Raw genomic sequence first — 22,520 nt, 5'->3', positions numbered from 1 at the left:
TTTATCATGCAGTCAAGGGTGGCGGTTCTAACAATCAAACCTTATTTTAGAAAAAATTCACAATCACCTAAGCTCTTACAAGCATATTTTTTGGAGTTATTTTTTTCATAGCTCACTTTACACTATCCAATATTTCTTCCTTGGAAGTAATATTATAATATAATATTATTTCTTCCATGTCAATATTCTTTACATTAAATTTTATTTAATCTCCTAATGCTTATATAAATACTATAATTATTTGCTTTTTATATTCTGTATAATTGATATCCATATATAAATTTTTAAAGGATTTATTCTCAGATTTCTTAATTAAAACAAAATAAAAAGGAGAATCTCCTCCATATCAATCTGGGCTTGTTTCTCCTCCATTACTTAGTTATATTATTAAATTATCATTTATATTAAACTATACTAATTATACATCACTAACTATTCAAATTTAACCATACTATTATCTTATTTACATCATTAACATTAGAATGACCAGCTTATGAAATGTTACAAATGGCAGTCATCAGATAACTTTGAAATCCAACTCTCAGCATCTCGAATGTTATTAAATGTTCTAAAATCATTTCCTTTATTAGCTTCCATAATCATTTCTTTATACTATACAAATAATTCTTAATTTACAATATAAGAATCTTAGGAATAGTATAGTATTAGTGCCTTTTTATTTTAGTTTTGATCATTACATAATTTTCCCACATATACATAGCAATAATATAAATATAAGAGAATTCTCTTGGATAGTCAGACTTCTCCATTTGATATGTAATATTGAATTTTGATAAAAAATAGTTAGAACGTCTTAAATGCCAGGGAGAAGTTACTATCATTGCTGATGACCATTTTTTATCTTCCATTATCTTTATTGAATTTTGTATATTTTGATATGTGTTTCTTGATTTATCCTCTCTAATCAAACAACTATTGGGAATACCTAATGATTCTGCGAAATTAGCCATAATATCTGCTTCAATATATTTATTATAAACTCCTCCACCCGAACATATAATGTTATTAGCGTATCCCTTATTAAATAATTCAACTGCTTTTATAACTCTCTCTCTCATTATAGGGGAAGGTTTCCCGTCCTGTAATGCAGGAAATCCTAAAATAATTATCACATCATATCTATCCCTTTTCAATTTTGTTTCAGGAGACTTATAAAATAAAAGTGGATATAAATTGATTACTACAAGGACTATGATAATAGAAAACAAAACACTTATTGCCATATACTTTAATAAAATAATAAAAACATTAGCATCCATTTCCTTTTGTACTCCATTAATTGCGTATAATTTATAGTATTCTATAAAATTAATTATAATCCTCTTCTAAAATCTACCCTATAGTAATAATTATTTTAATTATATTTTGTATATGTACTCTCTTAACCCGCTTATATCAACATTTTCCACAAAAAATCTAGGTCATTTGTGGTAAGGTTCACCTTTCATTATCTTAAATCCCCTGTATATCTGCTCCAAAAGCATTACCCTAAAGAGCTGATGTGGAAAAGTCATCTTGGAAAAACACAGCTTGTAATCAGCTCTTTGTAAAATTTCCCTGGAAATACCTAGAGAACCACCTATTATAAAAGCAATATTGCTCCTGCCCTGAAGTCCTAAATTTCCAATAAAATCAGAAAACTGCTCAGAAGTCTTAGTATTTCCCTTTAGATCCATTGCCACTACATACATACTATCATTTATATACTTTGATATTCTTGCTCCTTCTTTTTCCCTTATAATATCTTCATCCTTTTTAGAAGCATTTTCTGGAGTCTTTTCATCCTGAACTTCCACTATATTGATTTTGCAATACCTAGACAGTCTTTTCGAATACTCCTCTACTGCATCTTTTAGGTACTTTTCTTTCAATTTTCCTACAGTAATTATTGTTAGATTCATACTTTTCTCCACTTCTAAATATTAACATGTATTATATCATAAAAATAGCACGAATTACTCGTGCTATTTCATCTTATAAATTGTAAAATTATTTTGCAAGTTCATATATTGCATGGGCATATATTTTAGCATTCATTACTAGATCCCCAATTTCAATATATTCATTAGCCTGATGATCAAGGTCTGGTTTTCCAGGGAATATTGGTCCAAATCCAATTATATTCGGAAGCTCCTTAGCATAAGTTCCTCCGCCTATTCCATAAGCTTTTCCCTCCTGGCCAGTCTCATTATTATAAACTTTAAGAAGAGTTTTAACTAACTCACTATCTTCTGCGAAATAAAGAGGTTCATCAGCTTCTACTCTTTCTATTTTGGCACCACACTCTGCAAATTTCTTAGAAAGGGTATCCATGATTTCTTCACCTTTCTTTGTAACAGGATATCTCATATCTAACCACAAATCAGCCGTCTCTTCATTGATTTCAGCAACCCCTACATTTAATGATAATTTTCCTGATGGTTTATCCTCACAGGCTATTCCAAGTGAAGTACCTTCTGTTTCAAATCCAACATATTTATTAAAGAAATTTATATAGTCTGCAAGAGGACAAGATCCTTTTGCAATAGTTCCTAAAAAGTCAAAAGTCTGCATTACAGCATTTTTACCCAATTCAGGCATACTTCCATGAGCTCCTACTCCAAATGTGTGTAAAACTACATCTCCATTTACAATTTCAGTTTTCATATTATATCCCTTTTTATCTGCAAATTCCTTTACTGCTTTAAGCATATCTTCTGTATTTTTTATAGATATTACAGTTTCACATTTATCAGGAACCATGTTAGGTCTTATTCCACCTTTTAATGATTTAATTGCAATTCCACAATTGCAAGAAGTCAATTTTTTAACAACATGAAATCTTCTTATACCCTTTTCAGCATTTATAAGTGGATACATGGCATCTGGTGTAAATCCAGATACTGGAGCCTTTTCTTTCTTATTATAAACATGCATTTCAGAGCTTCCCGTCTCTTCATTTGTTCCAAAAATAACCCTTACTTTTTTTGAAAGCGGCATTTTAAGATCCTTTATAGCCTTTAATCCAAAGAGTGCTGCCATTGTTGCTCCTTTATCATCTAATGTACCTCTGCCAAAAATCTTATCTTCATGTATTTCTGCTCCATAAGGTGGATAAATCCAATTATCTCCTTCTGGCACTACATCCATATGTCCCAGAACTGCTACATAATCTTCCCCTTCACCGTATTCTGCATATCCGTAATATCCTTCTTCTTCTTTATATGTATGAAATCCAAGTTCAGCTGCAATTTCAAGAGCCTTTTCAAGTGCTTTTGCTGGGCCTTCACCAAAAGGCATACCTGGCTTTTCTTCATCTAGAGTACTTTTAATTCTAACTACCTCTTGAGTTGCCTTAATCAACTCTTTTTTCATTTCATCAACTTTTTTGTTAAGTTCCATCTGTATTCCTCCTCGTATAATAAATTTATAGTCAGTTAAATGACTGCTATCTTTAATAACCCCCTTTATAGAGAGTAATCTAAATTTCTCAATTTCAATATTTTAAATATACAAATATTATATTATACTATTTATTTTTTTAACACAACCTATCTAATATGATTATTGTATACCGTTTTCTATGCTTTTTCAATACATGTGAATTATTTATTGGATGTTCTTATTTCAAGTGGCCAATTTTATTCAATTGTCGAGCAAAACTTTTATTTTTACAAGTTATTTAAATACACCAAATCATATAATGGCAAATTTCAATTAGAATCATCTCATAGGCTTTCTAACATAAAAATAAACTTATACTTCAAATATTTTTACAATAATGAAAAATTTAAAGAGTGCTATTGAAGTTTTGCTTCAATAGCACTCTGCACTAGATTTTCTTAAGTGTTAACGGGAAAAAATTCATCATAACTATTAATTCTTAACTCCTAATTTTCAATTATTAAAAATTATCCTCTGAGAGATGTTTCTCCCATTAAATATTTATCAACATTCTTTGCCACTCTTCTACCATCATTTAGTGACCAAACTACAAGAGATTGTCCACGTCTCATATCTCCTGCTGCAAATACCCCTTCTTTTGCAGTCATATAATTCACATCCGTTACCACATTACCTCTAGCATCATATTCTACACCTAGGCTGTCAAGCAATCCTTCATGCTGAGGATGCAAAAATCCCATAGCTAAAAGTATCAAATCAACTGGTTGTTCAAATTCTGTACCTGGTACTTCTACCATTTGTCTCTTACCATTGTTATCTTCCCACTTAACCTTTACACCTTTAAGTGATTTCAATACACCTTTTTCTCCTACAAGCTTTTTGGTGTTTATACACCATTCACGTATACATCCCTCTTCATGGGAAGTAGTAGTTTTCAAAGTTTTTGGGAAAACAGGCCACGGCATTGTTTTATCACGATTTTCAGGTGGCTTTGGCATAACCTCATATTGATAAACCTTTTTAGCTCCCTGCCTTATAGAAGTACCAATACAATCGGAACCTGTATCTCCTCCACCGATAACAACGACTATCTTTCCTTTGGCATTTATCTCTTCTTCTGTAATTTTCTTACCAGAAACTCTTTTATTTTGCTGCCTTAGAAAATCTACTGCAAAATAAGTGCCTTTAAGTTCTCTTCCTTCCACTTTAAGGTCTCTTGGAATAGTAGAACCTCCTGTTAAAACAACAGCATCAAAATTACTTAAAAGTTCATTTACATCGTAATTTACTCCTACATTTATGTTTGTTTTAAATATTATTCCTTCTTCTTTCATAATATTTACTCTTCTGTCAACTACATGTTTTTCAAGTTTAAAATCAGGAATACCATATCTTAAAAGTCCACCAACTTCATCTGCTCTTTCAAAAACAGTAACAGTATGACCTACAGAATTGAGCTCTGCAGCAGTTGAAAGTCCAGATGGTCCTGAACCTACTATAGCTACCCTTTTTCCAGTTCTAACTTTTGGTGGATTAGGTTTTATCCATCCTTCTTCAAAAGCCTTTTCGATTATATTAAGTTCTAGCTGCCTTACAGAAACAGGTTCTCTATTTACTCCAAGTGTACAAGAGCCTTCACAGAGAGCAGGACATATTCTTCCTGTAAATTCAGGGAAAGTGTTAGTTAATGAAAGTCTTTCAAACGCCTTGTGCCATTCATTCTTATATACAAAATCATTCCAATCCGGAATTAGATTTTCAAGAGGACATCCCCAATTACAAAAAGGAGTTCCACAATTCATGCATCTTGCTGCCTGTACATTCAATTTATCCTTAGGAAGTTTATAGTATACTTCCTTATAATCTTTGATTCTTTCCTCTACCGGACGTTCTTTTGGATTTTCTCTTTTATATTCTTTAAAACCAGTTATTTTTCCCATAGTGATACCTCCTACATATTAGAAGCAGCAGCTGCTTCTAATTTGGTTTGTTCCAGTATAAGTTTATACGCAGTAGGTATTACCCTCTTAAACTTGGTTTTATATACATCCCATTTTTCAAGAATTTTTTTAGCTTTTGCACTATCTGTATATTTATAATGTTCCTGTATTAAACTATATACTGTATTTACATCATCCTCATCTGCCATTTGTGCAATTTCAACCATTTCCATGTTGCATTTTCTATCAAAAGAATCATCTTCATCAAGTACATAAGCTATACCGCCGCTCATACCAGCTGCAAAGTTTCTTCCTGTTTGTCCTATAATAACTACTCTTCCGCCAGTCATATATTCACAGCAGTGGTCTCCTACACCTTCAGCTACAGCTATAGCACCACTGTTTCTTACTGCAAATCTTTCTCCTACAGTACCATTTACAAATACCTTTCCTGATGTAGCTCCATATAAAATAGTATTACCTGCTATGATATTCTTTTCTGCAACAAAGGTTGCCTTCTCAGGAGTTTTTATAACTATTTTAGCACCAGAGAGACCTTTTCCAACATAATCATTGGCATCTCCTTCAAGAAGTAGAGTAAGTCCATTTATTCCAAAGGCTCCAAAACTCTGTCCTGCTGATCCCTTAAAATTTAACACTATAGTATCTTCTGGAAGTCCCTTGGCACCATATTTCTTTGCAATTGTTCCACTTAGCATTGTTCCCACAGAACGATTTACATTTTTTATCTCTAAATTTGCAGTAACTTTTATCTTATCCTGTACTGCCTTTTGTGTCATTTGGATGAGTTTATAATCTATTGCCTTATCAAGTCCATGATCCTGCGGTATTACACAGTAGGATTTGATTCTCTTTGGCATATATGGTTTATAAAGTATAGCAGACAAATCCAAACCTTTAGCTTTCCAATGAGTAATAGCCTTTTTTGTCTCAAGCATATCTACTCTTCCAACCATTTCATTCATTGTTTTAAAACCAAGTTTTGCCATATATTCTCTAACTTCCTGCGCGATAAAAGTAAGGAAATTTATTATATGCTCTGGTTTTCCTTTAAAATTCTTTCTTAATTCAGGATCCTGGGTAGCTATTCCCATATCACAAGTATTTAAATGACATTTTCTAAGCATAGTACATCCCATTACTACAAGAGCAGTAGTTGCAAAACCAAATTCTTCAGCTCCAAGAAGTGCTGCAATTGCAACATCTCTACCTGTCTTTAGCTGTCCATCTGTTTGAATTCTAACTCTGCTTCGCAGGTCATTTAACAGTAGTACTTGTTGTGTCTCAGACAATCCAAGTTCCCAAGGTATTCCTGCATTTTTTACAGATGACATAGGTGATGCCCCTGTACCTCCATCATGACCACTTATAAGTATTAAATCTGCATGAGCCTTTGCAACTCCAGCAGCAATTGTTCCTACTCCTACTTCAGACACAAGTTTTACACTTATAGCTGCACTAGGATTTACATTTTTTAAATCATATATTAATTGAGCTAAATCCTCTATTGAATATATATCATGGTGAGGTGGTGGTGAGATAAGGTCTATGCCTGGTGTTGAATACCTTATTTTAGCAATATACTTATTAACCTTCCTACCTGGAAGTTGTCCACCTTCTCCTGGTTTTGCACCTTGTGCTATCTTTATCTGAATTTCATCTGCATTTGCCAAATATTCTGTAGTTACACCAAAACGTGCTGATGCCACCTGTTTTATGGCACTTCTTCTGGAGTCACCATTTGGATCTAGTACATATCTATCAGGATCTTCTCCACCTTCTCCAGTATTACTCCTTCCACCTATTCTATTCATAGCTATAGCTATAGTTTCATGAGCTTCTTTGCTTATAGAACCAAAGGACATAGCTCCTGTACAGAATCTTTTAAGAATTTCACTTACTGGTTCAACTTCTTCTATAGGTATTTCATTTCCCTTTTTAAATTGAAACAAGCCTCTTATTGTACATAAATTTTTATCTTGTTCATTTATTACTTTAGCATACTGCTTATACATACCATATTCATTAGTTCTTGCTGCAACTTGAAGTTTGTATATAGTTTCAGGATTAAAGAGATGAAACTCTCCTCCTTTTCTCCAGGAATAGTTACCACCTACATTGAGCTCAGAAATAGGTTTTCTTATTTTATTAAAAGCATTTTTATGTCTTGCAAGTACTTCCTTTGCAACTACATCAATACCTATACCGCCTATTCTAGATGACGTACCCTCAAAATATTTATTCACAAATTCTGAATCAAGACCTATTGCTTCAAATATTTGCGCACCATGATAACTTTGCAGCGTGGATATACCCATTTTAGAAAGTATTTTAAGTATTCCTTGATTTATAGCTTTAATATAATTTTTCTTTGCTTCTTCTGGTTTAATCCCAACTATATCCTTTTCCTTTATCATTTCATCTATAGTTTGATATACAAGATAAGGGTTAACTGCAGAAGCACCATAGCTTATTAAAAGTGCAAAATGTGTAGTTTCTCTTGCTTCTCCAGTCTCTACAATAATTGAAACCTTTGTACGTGTTTTTTCTCTAATTAAATGGTGCTGAACTGCTGAAACAGCAAGTAAACTTGGTATTGCAGCCTCATAAGAATCAACATTTTTATCACTTAAAACTAATATATTGTATCCTTCTTTTATTCTCTTTGAAGCCCTCTCACAAATTTTTTCAAGAGCTTCCTTAAAACCTTCTACTCCCGTATCACATTTAAATGTAATAGGAATAGTAGTAGTTTTAAAATTTTTATCTCTCAAGCTTTTGATTTTTGATATTTCTTCATTAGTCAATGTAGGACTCTTTATCTCTATAAAAGGATCATTTGAGATTTCCCCATCTTTACCATTTAATATATTAGCCTGAGTAGAACCTATATAATTTGCAAGAGACATTACTAATCTTTCTCTTATAGAATCTATAGGTGGATTGGTTACCTGGGCAAAAAGTTGTTTGAAATACGCAAAAAGTAATTGATTTTTATTTGAAAGCACTGCAAGAGGGGTATCATTTCCCATAGACCCCACAGGCTCTTTACCATCCCTTGCCATAGGTCCTATTATTTTGCTCAAATCTTCAAGAGAGTAACCAAAAGCCTGTTGTTTTTCTTTTAATACTACAGGTGGTATTTCTTCTCTCGTCCTAACTGCATTAAACATATCAAGAGTAAATTTTAATTTAGGAAGCATTTCTTCATAAGGCTTACTCTTGCATATATCTCTTTTTAATTCTTCATCATCTATTATTCTTCCCTGGGCAGTATCAACCAAGAACATTTTGCCTGGTTTTAGTTTTCCCTTTTCCTCTATATCTTCATCTTTAAATTCTAACACTCCTGTTTCTGATGCAAGTACTACAAGACCATTTTTAGTTATCATATATCTTAAAGGCCTTAATCCATTTCTATCAAGGGTAGCACCAACTTGTACACCATCAGAAAATGCAACCGCAGCAGGTCCATCCCAAGGTTCTACAAGAGAACCGTGGTACTCATAAAAAGCCCTTTTGTATTCTTCCATATATTTATTTCCTTCCCACGCTTCCGGTATGAGAAGCATAAGTGCATGTGGTAGGGATTTTCCATCTTCATATAATAGCTCCAATACATTATCAAGAGATGCAGAGTCACTTCCACCTTCACTTATTATTGGGAAGAGCTTCTTAATATCCTTTCCGAAAGCCTCAGATTTCAGTACACCTTCACGTGATCTCATCCAGTTTCTATTTCCTCTTATAGTATTTATCTCACCATTATGTCCAAGAAACCTAAAAGGTTGTGCTAAATCCCAAGTTGGGAAAGTATTTGTGCTGTACCTTTGATGTACTAGTGCAATGGCACTTTTAAAGTTTATATCATTTAAATCAATATAAAATTTCTTTATTTGATCTGCCAATAATAATCCTTTATAAACTATAGTTTTACTTGAAAGGCTGCATACATAAAAAGACTTTGCTGCACTTTCAAGAGTTTTTTTAACTTCATTTTCAACTTTTTTTCTGATTATATAAAGTTTTCTTTCAAAATCAGTTTGATTTTGTGCATTTTTACCTATAAATATCTGTCTTATAATAGGTTCAGTACCCTTAGCTGTTTCACCAATACTTCTATTATCTGTAGGTACATCTCTCCAGCCTAAAATTTTCTGTCCTTCTTCTTCTGCTGCCCTTTCGAGTATTCCCTCACACTGCAGCCTTATTGCAGTTTCTTTTGGAAAAAACACCATACCTACAGCATATTCACCTGGTTCAGGTAATTCTATTCCTAAATTGTCACAATTTATTCTAAAAAATTCATCTGGAATTTGGACAAGTATACCTGCACCATCTCCTGTTTTAGTATCAGCTCCTACTGCTCCTCTGTGAGTTAAGTTAACTAAAATTTTAACACCTTTTTTTACAATATCATGAGTTTTTTCACCTTTTATACTGGCTATAAATCCTACCCCACAAGAATCCTTTTCATAATCAGGATCATATAATCCTTGTTTTGAAGGGAATCCTAAATTATATTTCATGTTTTCAGCCCCCGTCTAAATTTTTTTGAATAAAAATGCATTTCCCTGACCCCCAGAAATGCATTTTAAAATTTCCTTGAATTATAGTTATTTAATTATCAAACTTGATATATTGCTGTAAAATACTAATCATGTTATAAGTTATTAGCATTTTAATAAGACTAATTTTATCATATTTTATTTTGTAATGCAAGTTTTTTAAAAAAATATTTCAATTTTCTATTTATACTATCTTATTTTACTTTTCTCAATATAAAGCCTGGTATTAATTTTCGTACTGTACCAGGCAGCAATTCCATATCCCTTTTTCTTATGCCGCCAATTAGTGCCATAGTAAAAACATATGTAATTATTCCTACTAAAACAGATACTATTGTAGAAATAGCATTTGGGATATACGCAATCTTTATAAATCCAAATATAAAATCCATGGCAAACGAAGAAGCAACTACAACTATTCCCATCATTACAGAAGCAATTGCTGGTTTAACAGCATGTCTTATAAGACTAACTTTTGCATTTAAAGATTTTCTAATAATTATATGGTTTAATATTATAGGTATGACAAATCCCACTATACTTCCTACTATTGCCCCTAATATATTTATATTAGGGATTGCAATAAGAACATAATTTATACATATTTTGACTACTATACCTATTACAGAATAAAAGGTAGCAGTAAACAGCTTTCCAACACTTTGCAAAATGGTTGTTTGTATTTGCATTATTGACATAAGTACAAGCACTATAGAACCACATTCCATAATATAATATGCTTTTCCAAACTTTAAAAGCTCGTATATATGACCACTTAAAACAGAAAATCCAACTGCACAAGGTATCGCAATTAAGAAACAAAGTCTGAAAGAGTAGTTTATCTTATCTTTTACCCTTTTTCTATCCTTAACTGCAAAAGCTGCTGATATTGCTGGAAGTATTGCTGCGGAAAGCGAAGATATTATAGCAATAGGAACATTCAAAAGCTGCTGATATTTGTTTAAATATCCATAAAGTATAGTAGCATTGGTATCACTTATTCCTCCGACCATAAGCCTTGTTTTAGTATTGGTTAAATCCACTATACTTCCAGCATAGGTCATTCCTACACATAAAGTTATAGGAACTCCATATTTTATAATTTTTTTTACAAGCTGTGATGTGGTGAGTCTTGTCCTACTTACTTCCACATAATTTTGAGGAAGCTTTATTTTTTTATTTTTTTCATAACAGTATATCAAAAATGTAGCAGAAGCGAGAGCTCCAAAAGAAGTTCCAATAGGTCCTCCAGTACAACCTACTTCTACTCCATATCTCATTAAATAGGCTGCAAATACAAGTGCAAATATGGTATTTACTATTTGTTCTATAACCTGTGATACTGCTGTAGGTGTCATGTTTGCCCTTCCTTGAAAATATCCCCTATAGGCAGAAGCAATGGAAGTGAAAAATATAGCTGGTGCCAAAGTTAAAAGCGATAAATACGCCTTGTTATATTTTGTTATACTAGCTAAAGGCCCTGAAAATATAATTAGAAAAGATGCCATTACTATTCCCAAAATGACCAGAATAAATCTAGCTATTTTAAATCCCCTTACTGCATCTCTATAATTACCTACTGCATTCAATTCAGATATAAGCTTTGATATAGCTACAGGTATACCTGCATTCGTAAGTACGAAAACAAAGGCATATACCTGATAAGATGCACCATACAATCCATAACCCTCTTCACCTATTATTTTCATCATAAGTGGTATATATATAACAGATAATATTTTTACGGCCATCCCTGCCATAGAAAGTATGGCAAAACCTTTAGTTGTTGACTGCTCTTTCATAATTTAAAACTCCCTATCAAAAACTATTAATATCCTAAAATATTAGAATTTATTAAATATATCCTTTTTTATCTTCTTTAATATAGGTGGAAGTCCCTCTGTTATGGTCTTGTTTTCCATATAATTAAGTTCTTCAGGACAGCTCCTAAAGTTTAACTTATATGCATATAAGTATTGATAATCCAAACCATATTTATTATAGAAAAAACTATTTATATTTGAAACACCATATTTACTGTCTCCTACTATTGCATTTCCTAAATATGCTAGGTGAGCCCTCAACTGATGACTTCTACCCGTAATTAGCTCAAGTTGTATCAGTGAATATATGCCGCAGGTGTTAACATTTTTTACTCTCATAGATATCTTTTTTGAATCTTTTTCCGGTGTATTGCTTACACTGGATTTGTTATTTGTTCTATCTTTTTTTATGTAACCTTCATAAACTCCATCTTTTATTTTTCCAATTACAAGAGCTATATAATACTTCTTTATGCTTCTTTCCCTTATCATCTCATTCAATAACTTCAATGATTCATAATTTTTTCCATAAATAACTATACCAGAAGTATTCCTGTCTAATCTATTACAAGGTGATGGAGTAAAAGTAACCTCTTCTTCTGGATTAAATTCTCCCCTATCATACAAATGTGAAAGTACATAATCAGTTAAAGTAGCATCCTTGGAATTTTTATCTGAATGCACCAAAACTCCAGGCCATTTTTCTACCAAAAGCATATTTTTATCTTCATAAATTATCTTTAAGAAAGCATTGTCTATTCTTTCAAATTTAGATTTCGTTTCCTTAGAAGTTATGTATTCTGCATTTACTATATCTCCTTCCAAAAGGAAATATTTTTCTTTAGCTTTTTTCCCATTTACTTTAATATCACCTTTTCTTATAGCTCTATATATACCACTAAGTGGCACATCCTGAAGCCATTTTCTTGAAAATTTATCTAATCTTTGACCAGCTTCGTTCTTTCCTATCTCCAATTTCATATCAATCTCTCCTAAGTCTTAAAATTAACAACTCTCTTATATATCTGCAATTAGTAATTTAAGAATTCTATATTGCAAAGTTTTTAAAAAGTTTAAAGTTCTTTGTTATTTAGCAAATTGTATTATTTACTATCTTATATGGACAACACCTAATTATATACTACTATTATTAACTAAATCAATAAATAGAAATATAATTTTTAACTTAGGCATTTAAAAGAAAATACCTTACATCCTTATACTTGTTTTTCTACATAAAAAATATACTTAAAGTTTATACCCATTACAATAAAAACTCTAAGTACATTTAAATACTGTACTATCTTAAAAAATCATAAGCTGCCTTGCACTGTATGGCAACTCCGATAGGAAGACAATCTTCATCTACGTCAAATAAATTTCCATGGGCAGGATGTATTATTTGTTTTTCTTCATTTCTGCATCCTAAATAATAAAAGGCAGAAGGTCTTTCCATAGAAAAATAAGCAAAACTTTCTACGCCCATGCTTGGCTTCTCAAGTATCTTTACTTTATCTTTACCTATAACATCATATGCTACATTTAAAATATCCTGTGCTGCCCTATTGTCATTATAAAGGCAAGGATAACTCTCCTGTATGTCTATTTCACATTTTCCCCTAAAAGAATTAACTACTCCATTTGTTATTTCACAAAGCCTTTTCTTTACGTATTCCCTATGCTCTGTCTTCATAGTTCTTATAATACCTGATATTGTGACTTCATCTGGTATTATATTTTGGGCTGTACCTCCATGAATTGATCCTATAGTTATTACTCCTGCATCTGTAGGAGGAAGTTCCCTACTTACAATTTCCTGAAGTGCTATTACTACATGGCTTGCTATTACCACAGGGTCAATTCCCATATGAGGTCTTGCTCCATGAGATCCAACTCCTTTAATTTTTATGTCAAAAGGATTAGAAGCTGCATTCACTACTCCAAGTTTAAGTCCTATATTCCCCACTTCTATATTTTCCTCTACATGGAGTCCTATTACTCTATCAACCTTTGGATCTTCAAGTACTCCATCTTCTATCATCAACTTAGCTCCACCTGTAGTTTCTTCTGCAGGTTCAAAAAACAATTTTACATTTCCTCTTAATTCATCTTTTATAGAGTTTAGGATTTTAGCAACTCCAAGAAGTATAGTTGTGTGTGCGTCATGGCCGCAGGCATGCATTTTTCCCTTAACCTCTGAAGAATAGTCACAAACTTTTTTATCTTCTAAAGGAAGTGCATCCATATCAGCTCTTATTCCTATAGTTTTAGTACCTTTTCCTCTTATTATTGCACATATTCCTGTACGGGCCGTGTTCTTATATTCTATACCCCATTTATCTAAAAATTGTTTTACCTTGCCAGAAGTTCTTTCTAAATCATATCCAAGTTCTGGGTGCCTATGAAAATCCCTTCTAGTTTCAATCAATTCTTGTTTCATAGATTCTGCCATTTTCAAAAAGTTTCTCTGCATATTTGTTCCTCCAATATTAGTATCAATACTTATTCCCACCCTAATTCTATTATGTCTCCTTCAGATAACTTATCATAATAACCTGCATTATTTCCATTTAAATGCAAATACAGCTTTCCCTTAATTTTTGTTAGATCAAATTCTATATGATTAAATATGTCCACAAATATATAATCCTTTTTCCCCGTAAGTACTACAGTTTTTCCATTTGCAACTACAGTTATTTCATTTGTATCCTTACTTTTTTCATCCAAAATAGATTTGCGTAATTCATCCTCTTTATCTTTGCTTATATCTTCTTCCTTTGGCGCCGCTTCCAAAGCCACTTCTTCTGAACTTAAATTTTCCTGTCTTTCTTCTTTAGAATTTTTTTCTTTTCCATCTTCTACTTTAGTTATTCTATAAATTCTGTCCCCTTCATTTATAATATATTTTTTGTCTAATTTGTTTCCACCTAAATAATATACAAATTCCTCTCCACTGTCAGTCGAAAAATATTTTTCATAGTCAGAAATGGTTTCTGGTAAGATTATATTTACATTATCTCCTTCATTTATGGTACTATCCAATTTTACTCTATTTTCATTTATATATGCTGCAGGTTCTAAATTTTCTATTAAATCATTTATAAAAAAGCTCACAGAATAGGATTTTTGTATGTAGTCTATTACTTTAGGTACAGCATTTTTTCCATTAATTGCATACTTTATTTCTATGTCGTCTCCCTCTTTAATTTCCTCATCCATACTTTTTTCAATTCCATTTACAGTTATTTTGGTATTGGAAGCTAAAGTACCAAAAGCTACTCTTTTTATACCATTTACTGTAAATCTTATATTTTTACCGTTTTTGCCTATTAATGATTTAGGATTTATTCCTGCTTGCAGCATTACATCCATTACAGTATGTCCATGAGAATTAAAAAGACTTATTACATTTCCATTTAACATTACATCAATAAATCCATGTCCTAGTCTTCTTATGGAAATAAGTGCAATACCTAAAACAGTAACCCCTGTACTTCCAAGGGAATTGTCAAGACATACACAATCCGTAACCGCTTCTCTTCCCTTTATGGCAATTCTTTGGAGAGGCATGTTCAACTTTTTAGCTAAGAATTCCTTCAGTTCCGGAGTATGAGCTCCTCCACCCACAAGAAAAATTGCATTAGGCGGTTTATCTCCATTTAGCTCAACTATTTTATTTCCGATTTCATCTGCTATTTTATTAACAACAGGATTTATGAGCTTTATAACTTCTTCAGAAGATATTTTATTTTCTATGCCTAAAACATCTGTATACTTTATAGTTTCATTTTCATTACACTGTTTTTTTATCTTTTCCGCAGTGTTAAAATCGACTAAATAATTTTGTGCTATAACTTCGGTAACTTCATCCCCTGCCTGGGATACCATACCATAAGCACTTATAGTATCCTTACTACTTATTGCTATATCCGACGTTCCTGCTCCTACATCCACTAGCGCTAAATTTAAGAGTCTTAGATTTTGTGGGACTGCAGCTTCCATAGCTGCAATAGGCTCTAAAGTCAAGCTTACTACCTGAAGACCTACTTTTTCCATAACAGAATACAAACTGTCTACTACAGACCTTGGAAGAAAGGTTGCTATAGCTTCTACCGATATATTTTCTCCTTTATGTGCCAATAGATTACTTATAAGATAACCATTTAGATAATAGCTTTTCACACTATACCCTACACAATACAATCTTCCCTTTGTATTTTTAGTTACCTGCTTTTCCGCAGACTTCACCGCAGTTAACTCAAGACTCCTTATGGTATCCCTATCTATTTCCTTATCATAATCAATGTTCATATCCTCTTTTACAGATACAGTTCTTAAAAATCTTCCTGCTGCTGCTATTGCTGCATTTTCCAATTTCATGTTTAGGTCTTCTTCTATTTTTTTCTTTATAGCATTTACTGCATTTGCCACAAGACCTACATCATGTATCTGCCCATCAATCATTGCCCTTTCCTCATGTTCCACGCAATGTTCTGATACTATATTAAATTTTTTATCCTTCACTATTCCAGCAGTACCTATTACGGTTCTTGTACCTATATCTAGTGCAAATATTACATCCTGCGGATTAAAGTTAGTAATCTCCATAATATTTACCTCTTTTTCTGTAATCTAAAGGCCCATATTCCCAAAATATGAGCCTAATAAAATTATATAACAATACGACAAAACATTCAATTTATATTGGCAAAGTGATTTTTACTATAGTACCTATGTTTATTTCACTCCAAACATGAATTTTGCCATTATGTTTATCTATTATCCACTTTGAAATTGAAAGACCTAAGCCTGTACCTCCACTACTTTTAGTTCTGGATTTATCAGCCCTATAAAATCTATCAAATATATGAGGCAAGTCTTCCCTTGAAATTCCTGTACCATTATCTGCAATAGTTATTATAGCTTCATTTTCTTTTTTATAGGAATCAATCTTTATACATTCACCTTTCTCGGTATATTTGATACTGTTGTCTATGAAAATTCTTATAGCTTCCTTTATGAGCTTTTTGTCAGCATTAATGCTAAATTCATCATTATGCTCATTTTCTATTTTATGGACATCATCAATTAATTTTGTCTCTTTTACTATTTCATCTATCATCTCATTCATCATGAAATTTTCTTTGTCAACTTTTTGAGTATTTTTATCTCCCCTTGCAAGAAATAAAAGTTTCTCAATCAAGTCTTTCATGCTTTTAGATTCGCTTTTTATAGCATCAATGGATTCTTCAAGCACGTCTTTATCATCTTTTCCCCAGCGGTCTAACATATTAGCATATCCTTGGATTACTGAAATAGGTGTTCTCAGTTCATGTGATGCGTCAGAAACAAATTGATTTTGTTTCTCTATAGAACTTTGAATTCTGTCCATCATATCATTAAAAGTTTTTGCTAAATCCTTAAGTTCATTTTTTGATCCCTTAATATCCAGTCTTTTATCCAGGGCGTTAATGGATATCTTTTTCACTGTATCTGCCATAGTATACACAGGAGATAAAAATTTTTTACTGGCCTTTGAACCAATTATTATGATTATAATTAATCCTATAATATTCCATACTGCTAAAATTCCTAAAAGAACTACTATATAATTATCCTTTCTACTATTTTGCATATAGTAGTTAAAGCTTCCAATTATACCTAAAGTAATGAAGAAAAAAATTATCACAAAGGTGAATACATAGGTTACTGTTATTTTAAAGCTAATGGAAAATCTAAGTTTGTTTTCTATACTTTCAACTGCCTTATTCAAATATTTAGGTAAAATCTTCAAAGCACGCTCTAATAGTAAAAACAAAATCTTTATGATTTTAACTGTTATTCTAAATACAAGTTTAATCTTATTCATCCTTTAATTGATACCCCACTCCTCGAACGGTATAAATAAATTTATGATTAAATCTATCATCTATTTTACTTCTCAAATAACGAATATAGACGTCTACTACATTAGTATCCCCTGTATAATCATATCCCCATACTTTTTCAAGAATGTTTTCCCTAGAAAGTACTATATTTTTGTTTACCATTAAATATTTTAATAGATCAAATTCTGTTTTTGTCAGTTCTACTACTTCATCATTATATGTAGTAAGATATTTACTTATATTAAGTTTCAACTTGCCTATTTCTATAATACCAGATTTATCTGGTGTAACCCTTTTATGCTTAAATGTAACACGAATACGTGCAAGAAGTTCTTCTATGGCAAAGGGTTTTGTAATGTAATCATCTGCACCAATATCAAGTCCCATTACTTTGTCCATTATCTCATCTTTTGCAGTAAGCATAATGACAGGAACCTCAGAGTTCTGCCTTAACCTCCTTAGTACTTCCATTCCATTTAGGGAAGGAAGCATTACATCAAGTATTATAAGATCAAAATGTTCATTTAAAGCTTTTTCCAGTCCCTCTCTTCCATCTACAGCTTTATCTACAATATATCCTTCATGTTGAAGTTCCAGCTCAACAAACCTTGCAATTTTCACTTCATCTTCTACAATAAGAATTTTTTCACCGGCCATATTATCCTCCTGTACTTTTTTAATTTTATTATACCTTTTTTATTACTCACAATCCTTATAATAAGCTAAATTCTAGACAAAAATAAAACCTGCTTTATGAAAAATCATAAGCAGGTTTTATTTTATGCATTCTTAATCTCTTCTGTTATTTTATCTTTGGCATTGTTCATAGCTTCAGTAACTTTATCTATTTTACTATTAATACTGCATTCTTCTCCACTTTCTTTATGAAATCTTATCTTACAACTTGTAATTAAAGCAATGACTACAACAGCTATTGCAACAGGAAATGCAAATATACAAAGTAAAACTGCTAGAGTAGAAGGCAAATTTAAAATTGTTTTATCATCTTTAGATATTACAAATTTTATCTTGTTAGCCTTTAAAATAATATTTTTAATTTTTTTAATAAAAGGTGATCCCTTTATGCTTTCATGCTCTGGCTTGATTTTATTCTGTTCCTCTAAATACAAAAGTGCTTCTACCAAATCACCATTACATTTTTCAAGTGCCTCTTTGGCCTCCTTATAGCTTACATTTGCTCTTTTTCTTAATGAATCAATTTGTTCAATTGAAATTGTCATCTTAATTCCTCCCTATAACTATTTTTTAATAATGAATCTTCTCTATGCCTATATACTACTGGGGAATAATTAGAAGACAATTAGTTAAAGATTAGAATTTCATTAGAAATCAGTTACATAGAATTTTTTATGTAATTAAATTTGATCAATTAATTATATTCTCTATTTCTTTTATTACTTTTTCAAAATCATTATTAAAGTTATTTTCTATAGTTATATCAGCTTGATCTATAACTTCACTTGCTGACTTTTTCATTTGACTGTCTTTGGAATTTTTTATCATAATAAAGACCCCTGGATTAACAACTTTTCGTAAGCTATTCGATTCACATACTATAAGAACATTTTCAGGTATTTTAGTACTAAATGCCTGAAATCCTTCATATATGTTATTCTTCAATGCTTTTAACCAGTAAACATTCTCTGCTCCAGCAGCTAATAGTAAAGATGTATCCTTATTATTGTCTGAATTTAACTCTTCCGTTATCTCAAAATTTCCTTTTAAGCTTGAACACACTCCACAACCTTCTCCTCCACGTATACATTTTCCATTCTTCTCCTGGATAGTTGTTATTTTTAGTGCTACCACTGGTCTACTTAATTTATATTTATTTATTATTGAAACAGCAAGAGTAGTTTTTCCACTGTTTCTAGCAGTTGAACCAATTAAAATCATATTGGGGACACTATATTTTTTAGATTCCATTTTACTCCTCCTCTTCTCATGTACTTATTATTAATAGTATAATCTTAATTATGATTTGTAACAAATTTAAATATTCCTCATACAACAACGTACCTAGATTTGATTTACACAAATCTAGGTACATTTCTCCAAAACCGATCTTATTTTTGTTTTTTCATAATTTTTAAAGCACTGGATCGACGCCTATTTTTAATAGTATGATTTATAACTTCGGGCTTAACTATGGTGAAAGCATCAGCTGGACAAACTTCTACACAAGCTGGGCCTCCAGGCCTACCTGCACACAAATCACATTTATGTGCTGCCATATTCTCCTTATTTTGCTTTCCTTCTTTAGTAATCACACTTAAACCCTGTTTTTGCTTCCGGCCATTTTTACAATTTGGAACCATATCCATAGCACCAAACGGACAAGCAAACATACATGCCTTACATCCAATACACAATTCTGTTTTTACAACAATTTTATTCTTCTTATGAACAATTGCGCCTACTGGACATGCATTTGCACAAGGTGCATCATCACATTGCCTACATTGCACTGGCATAGTAGCCCTTTCTGCCCGTACTAGATTGATGCGAGGTGAAAAAGGTGCATCTATTGATCCTGCAGCAACCACACTAATATCTAAATGTGCAACCGCACAAGCAATTTCACAAGACTTACAACCAATGCATTTATTAGGATTTGCAACGACAAAAGTATTCAATATACTTACCTCCTTGGTGTATACGTAGTATGGAGCAAATGATGAATATTATCTTCTACCAAGAATTCTTTATAAATTTTCTGTATTTCAGGATTGTCATGTGATTTTCTATATTCCATATTTTCATCATGTACATACGTACTGCATGTACGATTAGTATAAGCATCAGCTTTTTCATCAGGTATCAATACCTTAGGTTGTCCGCCTCCACTAACACATCCAACTGGACAAGTCATCACTTCAATGAAATGAAAATCTGCTTTTCCAGCTTTAATTGCTTCTAAAACTGGTATAACATTTTTCAGACCAGCAACTACTGCTACTTTTAGTGTCAAATCTCCTACTTTAACCTCTGAACTTCTTACTCCTTCGCCGCCTCTTATGAATTTGAGATCGACATCTGGAATCTCTTCCTTAGTAATCAATTTATATGCCGTACGCAGGGCAGCTTCCATAACACCGCCAGTAGCACAAAAAATAGTACCTGCTCCAGAATAAGTTCCAAGTGGCTTGTCAAATTCTTTTTCAGGCAAATCATTAAAATCAATGCCAGCATCCTTAATTAATTGTGCAAGTTCCCGTGTAGTAATTGCAACATCTACATCCCGATATCCGCTATCTTTCATTTCAGGACGTTCACATTCAAATTTTTTGCAAATGCAAGGCATAACTGAAACACTATAAATCTTGCCAGCATTTACACCATCAATCTGTGCACCATATGTCTTAAGCAGAGCACCTTCCATTTGCTGTGGAGATTTACAAGACGACAGATGCGGAATAAGTTCCGGGTAATCCTGTTCAATAAATTTTACCCAAGCAGGACAACATGAAGTGAACATGGGCAGTACTCCACCTTCAGTAACCCTTTTAATAAGCTCATTACCTTCCTCCATAATAGTAAGATCAGCAGCAAAATTAGTATCATAAATTCGATCAAAACCTAGCTCTCTTAGTGCAGCTGCCATTTTACCCGGTGTTAAACTTCCAAGTGGCATACCAAATTCTTCAGCAATAGCTACACGTACTGCTGGTGCACATTGAACCATAGTAAAAAGTTTAGAATTTGCTAAGGCCTCTTTTACTTCTATGGCATGTCCTGTATAGTAGGATGCAAATAAGGGCTCTTTAACAGAGGGGAGCATATTACGTTCTTTTATCTTTTGCTCACGGGGAGTAATATCTTCATCAAATGCAGATGCATAAGCACTGCAAATTTGTACACACTGACCACACAAAACACAACGTTCAGTATTAATTATTTGAGGTTGTCCTTTTTCACCTTCTATAGCATCTACAGGACAAACATCTGCACATCGTTTGCATCCTGTACACAACTCTTTATCAATTTTGACAATACCTTCAGTTTTAACTGTCAAAACAATCGCCTCCTAGCTTATTTTAGATTAAGTTTCTAATCAAAAACACCTTTTACTGCATCCCAAAGATTATCAACTGCCTCTATATTTCGTTTCTTTTTTACTTGTTTTGGTACAATAAGTTGCAACGCTTTCTCTGGACATGCCCTAACACAAGCTGGGCCATCAGGCTGTTCAATACACAAATCACATTTATGTGCCACAATTACTTCCTTTTTTACTAAACCATTATCCGTTTCAGACATAAGCACATTTTGAGTAACTAGTTGACCATCTTTATACTTAGGTACAAGATCCATTGCACCAAATGGGCAAGCTATTACGCAAGTTTTACATCCTACACAAGCTTCGGTATCAACCACAATCTTATTGTCAACCTGGCTAATAGCCCTTACCGGACAAACATTGGCACAAGGAGCATCTTCGCACTGTCGACATTGAATAGGAACAGTTACTTCAGCGGTTTTAACAAGAAAAAGCCGCGGCATAATTGGAGTCTCTACTGTTCCCACTGTCTTCCCATCATTATCAGAATGAGAAGCAGCACAAGCAAGTTCGCAAGCTTTACACCCAATACATTTATGGGCATCAGCTACTACAAAAGAGTTAAGTTTCATATTCAATTACCCCCTTATAAGTTATTTTAGCCTTTAAGATAATTCTAAGGCTTTTATTTTTCTAGCCCCATAAGGACTAAAATTTATATCATAGGACTTCCTCACTTTTTATCTGAAATAAACAGAGTTCTTGGTTTCAGGTGGAGTTTTTTTCTCCATCTGAAACTTATTAACAGGATTCTTAGTGCTTTAGCACTTAGAAGGCGTTATCCTTTAGGGAAA

Annotated in this window: 16 protein-coding genes; all 16 read right to left on the bottom strand. The window is 32.5% G+C overall.

Going from position 1 to position 22,520, the window contains the following annotated elements:
- Nucleotides 1-665: 665 nt before the first annotated feature.
- The 16 genes from CLCOS_RS06555 to CLCOS_RS06480 all read right to left on the bottom strand — a co-directional run bounded on the left by CLCOS_RS06555 (nt 666) and on the right by CLCOS_RS06480 (nt 22,298).
- A complete protein-coding gene (locus CLCOS_RS06555; protein WP_063601356.1) occupies nt 666-1,280 on the bottom strand; it encodes a YdcF family protein in 615 nt (204 codons plus the stop codon).
- Nucleotides 1,281-1,442: 162 nt separating this feature from the next.
- Entirely contained in the window at nt 1,443-1,922 is a 480-nt protein-coding gene (gene rlmH, locus CLCOS_RS06550; protein ID WP_063601355.1) for a 23S rRNA (pseudouridine(1915)-N(3))-methyltransferase RlmH, read from the bottom strand.
- An 88-nt stretch (nt 1,923-2,010) separates the two neighbouring features.
- The gene (gene pepV / locus CLCOS_RS06545; protein WP_063601354.1) at nt 2,011-3,402 is read right to left on the bottom strand and encodes a dipeptidase PepV; all 1,392 of its coding nucleotides are present in this window, start codon (nt 3,400-3,402) and stop codon (nt 2,011-2,013) included.
- A 509-nt stretch (nt 3,403-3,911) separates the two neighbouring features.
- Nucleotides 3,912-5,345 carry a glutamate synthase subunit beta gene (locus CLCOS_RS06540; protein WP_063601353.1) on the bottom strand — a complete coding sequence of 478 codons (1,434 nt, stop codon included), beginning with the start codon at nt 5,343-5,345 and terminating at the stop codon, nt 3,912-3,914.
- Between the two features lie 11 nt (nt 5,346-5,356).
- The gene (gene gltB / locus CLCOS_RS06535) at nt 5,357-9,895 is read right to left on the bottom strand and encodes a glutamate synthase large subunit (protein WP_063601352.1); all 4,539 of its coding nucleotides are present in this window, start codon (nt 9,893-9,895) and stop codon (nt 5,357-5,359) included.
- 233 nt (nt 9,896-10,128) lie between these two features.
- Nucleotides 10,129-11,736 carry a putative polysaccharide biosynthesis protein gene (locus CLCOS_RS06530; RefSeq protein ID WP_063601351.1) on the bottom strand — a complete coding sequence of 536 codons (1,608 nt, stop codon included), beginning with the start codon at nt 11,734-11,736 and terminating at the stop codon, nt 10,129-10,131.
- Between the two features lie 42 nt (nt 11,737-11,778).
- On the bottom strand, nt 11,779-12,738 hold the full coding sequence (locus tag CLCOS_RS06525; protein WP_063601350.1) for an RluA family pseudouridine synthase: 960 nt from the start codon (nt 12,736-12,738) through the stop codon (nt 11,779-11,781).
- Nucleotides 12,739-13,057: 319 nt separating this feature from the next.
- Nucleotides 13,058-14,230 (bottom strand): M20 metallopeptidase family protein, encoded by a 1,173-nt coding sequence (locus CLCOS_RS06520; protein ID WP_063601362.1) that lies wholly within the window; start codon nt 14,228-14,230, stop codon nt 13,058-13,060.
- A gap of 29 nt (nt 14,231-14,259) precedes the next feature.
- Nucleotides 14,260-16,365, bottom strand: coding sequence for a cell division protein FtsA (locus CLCOS_RS06515; protein ID WP_063601349.1), 2,106 nt, complete (start codon nt 16,363-16,365; stop codon nt 14,260-14,262).
- 91 nt (nt 16,366-16,456) lie between these two features.
- Nucleotides 16,457-17,626: a sensor histidine kinase gene (locus CLCOS_RS06510; RefSeq protein ID WP_063601348.1), complete on the bottom strand. Its 1,170-nt coding sequence runs from the start codon at nt 17,624-17,626 to the stop codon at nt 16,457-16,459.
- Nucleotides 17,619-18,302, bottom strand: a complete 684-nt coding sequence (locus CLCOS_RS06505) for a response regulator transcription factor (RefSeq protein ID WP_063601347.1) — start codon at nt 18,300-18,302, stop codon at nt 17,619-17,621. The genes CLCOS_RS06510 and CLCOS_RS06505 overlap by 8 nt, the downstream gene beginning before the upstream one ends.
- Before the next feature lie 122 nt (nt 18,303-18,424).
- Complete coding sequence (locus CLCOS_RS06500) at nt 18,425-18,886, bottom strand: DUF4342 domain-containing protein (RefSeq protein WP_063601346.1); 462 nt, start codon at nt 18,884-18,886, stop codon at nt 18,425-18,427.
- A gap of 145 nt (nt 18,887-19,031) precedes the next feature.
- On the bottom strand, nt 19,032-19,592 hold the full coding sequence (locus CLCOS_RS06495) for a hypothetical protein (protein ID WP_063601345.1): 561 nt from the start codon (nt 19,590-19,592) through the stop codon (nt 19,032-19,034).
- 140 nt (nt 19,593-19,732) lie between these two features.
- Nucleotides 19,733-20,302 (bottom strand): 4Fe-4S dicluster domain-containing protein, encoded by a 570-nt coding sequence (locus tag CLCOS_RS06490; protein WP_063601344.1) that lies wholly within the window; start codon nt 20,300-20,302, stop codon nt 19,733-19,735.
- A gap of 5 nt (nt 20,303-20,307) precedes the next feature.
- Complete coding sequence (locus tag CLCOS_RS06485; RefSeq protein WP_153042913.1) at nt 20,308-21,681, bottom strand: [FeFe] hydrogenase, group A; 1,374 nt, start codon at nt 21,679-21,681, stop codon at nt 20,308-20,310.
- A 35-nt stretch (nt 21,682-21,716) separates the two neighbouring features.
- On the bottom strand, nt 21,717-22,298 hold the full coding sequence (locus CLCOS_RS06480) for a 4Fe-4S dicluster domain-containing protein (protein ID WP_063601342.1): 582 nt from the start codon (nt 22,296-22,298) through the stop codon (nt 21,717-21,719).
- Nucleotides 22,299-22,520 lie beyond the last annotated feature (222 nt).

The organism is Clostridium coskatii (assembly GCF_001675205.1).
GTDB classification, from domain to species: Bacteria; Bacillota; Clostridia; order Clostridiales; family Clostridiaceae; genus Clostridium_B; species Clostridium_B ljungdahlii.
The sequence above is the reverse complement of the archived record's forward strand: the minus strand, read 5'-3'. Positions and strand labels throughout refer to the sequence as shown.

Coding starts and splice junctions, on each gene's coding strand:
- CLCOS_RS06555 (WP_063601356.1), bottom strand. CDS start 1,280: ATGGATGCTAATGTTTTTATTATTTTATTAAAGTATATGGCAATAAGT.
- rlmH (WP_063601355.1), bottom strand. CDS start 1,922: ATGAATCTAACAATAATTACTGTAGGAAAATTGAAAGAAAAGTACCTA.
- pepV (WP_063601354.1), bottom strand. CDS start 3,402: ATGGAACTTAACAAAAAAGTTGATGAAATGAAAAAAGAGTTGATTAAG.
- CLCOS_RS06540 (WP_063601353.1), bottom strand. CDS start 5,345: ATGGGAAAAATAACTGGTTTTAAAGAATATAAAAGAGAAAATCCAAAA.
- gltB (WP_063601352.1), bottom strand. CDS start 9,895: ATGAAATATAATTTAGGATTCCCTTCAAAACAAGGATTATATGATCCT.
- CLCOS_RS06530 (WP_063601351.1), bottom strand. CDS start 11,736: ATGAAAGAGCAGTCAACAACTAAAGGTTTTGCCATACTTTCTATGGCA.
- CLCOS_RS06525 (WP_063601350.1), bottom strand. CDS start 12,738: ATGAAATTGGAGATAGGAAAGAACGAAGCTGGTCAAAGATTAGATAAA.
- CLCOS_RS06520 (WP_063601362.1), bottom strand. CDS start 14,230: ATGCAGAGAAACTTTTTGAAAATGGCAGAATCTATGAAACAAGAATTG.
- CLCOS_RS06515 (WP_063601349.1), bottom strand. CDS start 16,365: ATGGAGATTACTAACTTTAATCCGCAGGATGTAATATTTGCACTAGAT.
- CLCOS_RS06510 (WP_063601348.1), bottom strand. CDS start 17,626: ATGAATAAGATTAAACTTGTATTTAGAATAACAGTTAAAATCATAAAG.
- CLCOS_RS06505 (WP_063601347.1), bottom strand. CDS start 18,302: ATGGCCGGTGAAAAAATTCTTATTGTAGAAGATGAAGTGAAAATTGCA.
- CLCOS_RS06500 (WP_063601346.1), bottom strand. CDS start 18,886: ATGACAATTTCAATTGAACAAATTGATTCATTAAGAAAAAGAGCAAAT.
- CLCOS_RS06495 (WP_063601345.1), bottom strand. CDS start 19,592: ATGGAATCTAAAAAATATAGTGTCCCCAATATGATTTTAATTGGTTCA.
- CLCOS_RS06480 (WP_063601342.1), bottom strand. CDS start 22,298: ATGAAACTTAACTCTTTTGTAGTAGCTGATGCCCATAAATGTATTGGG.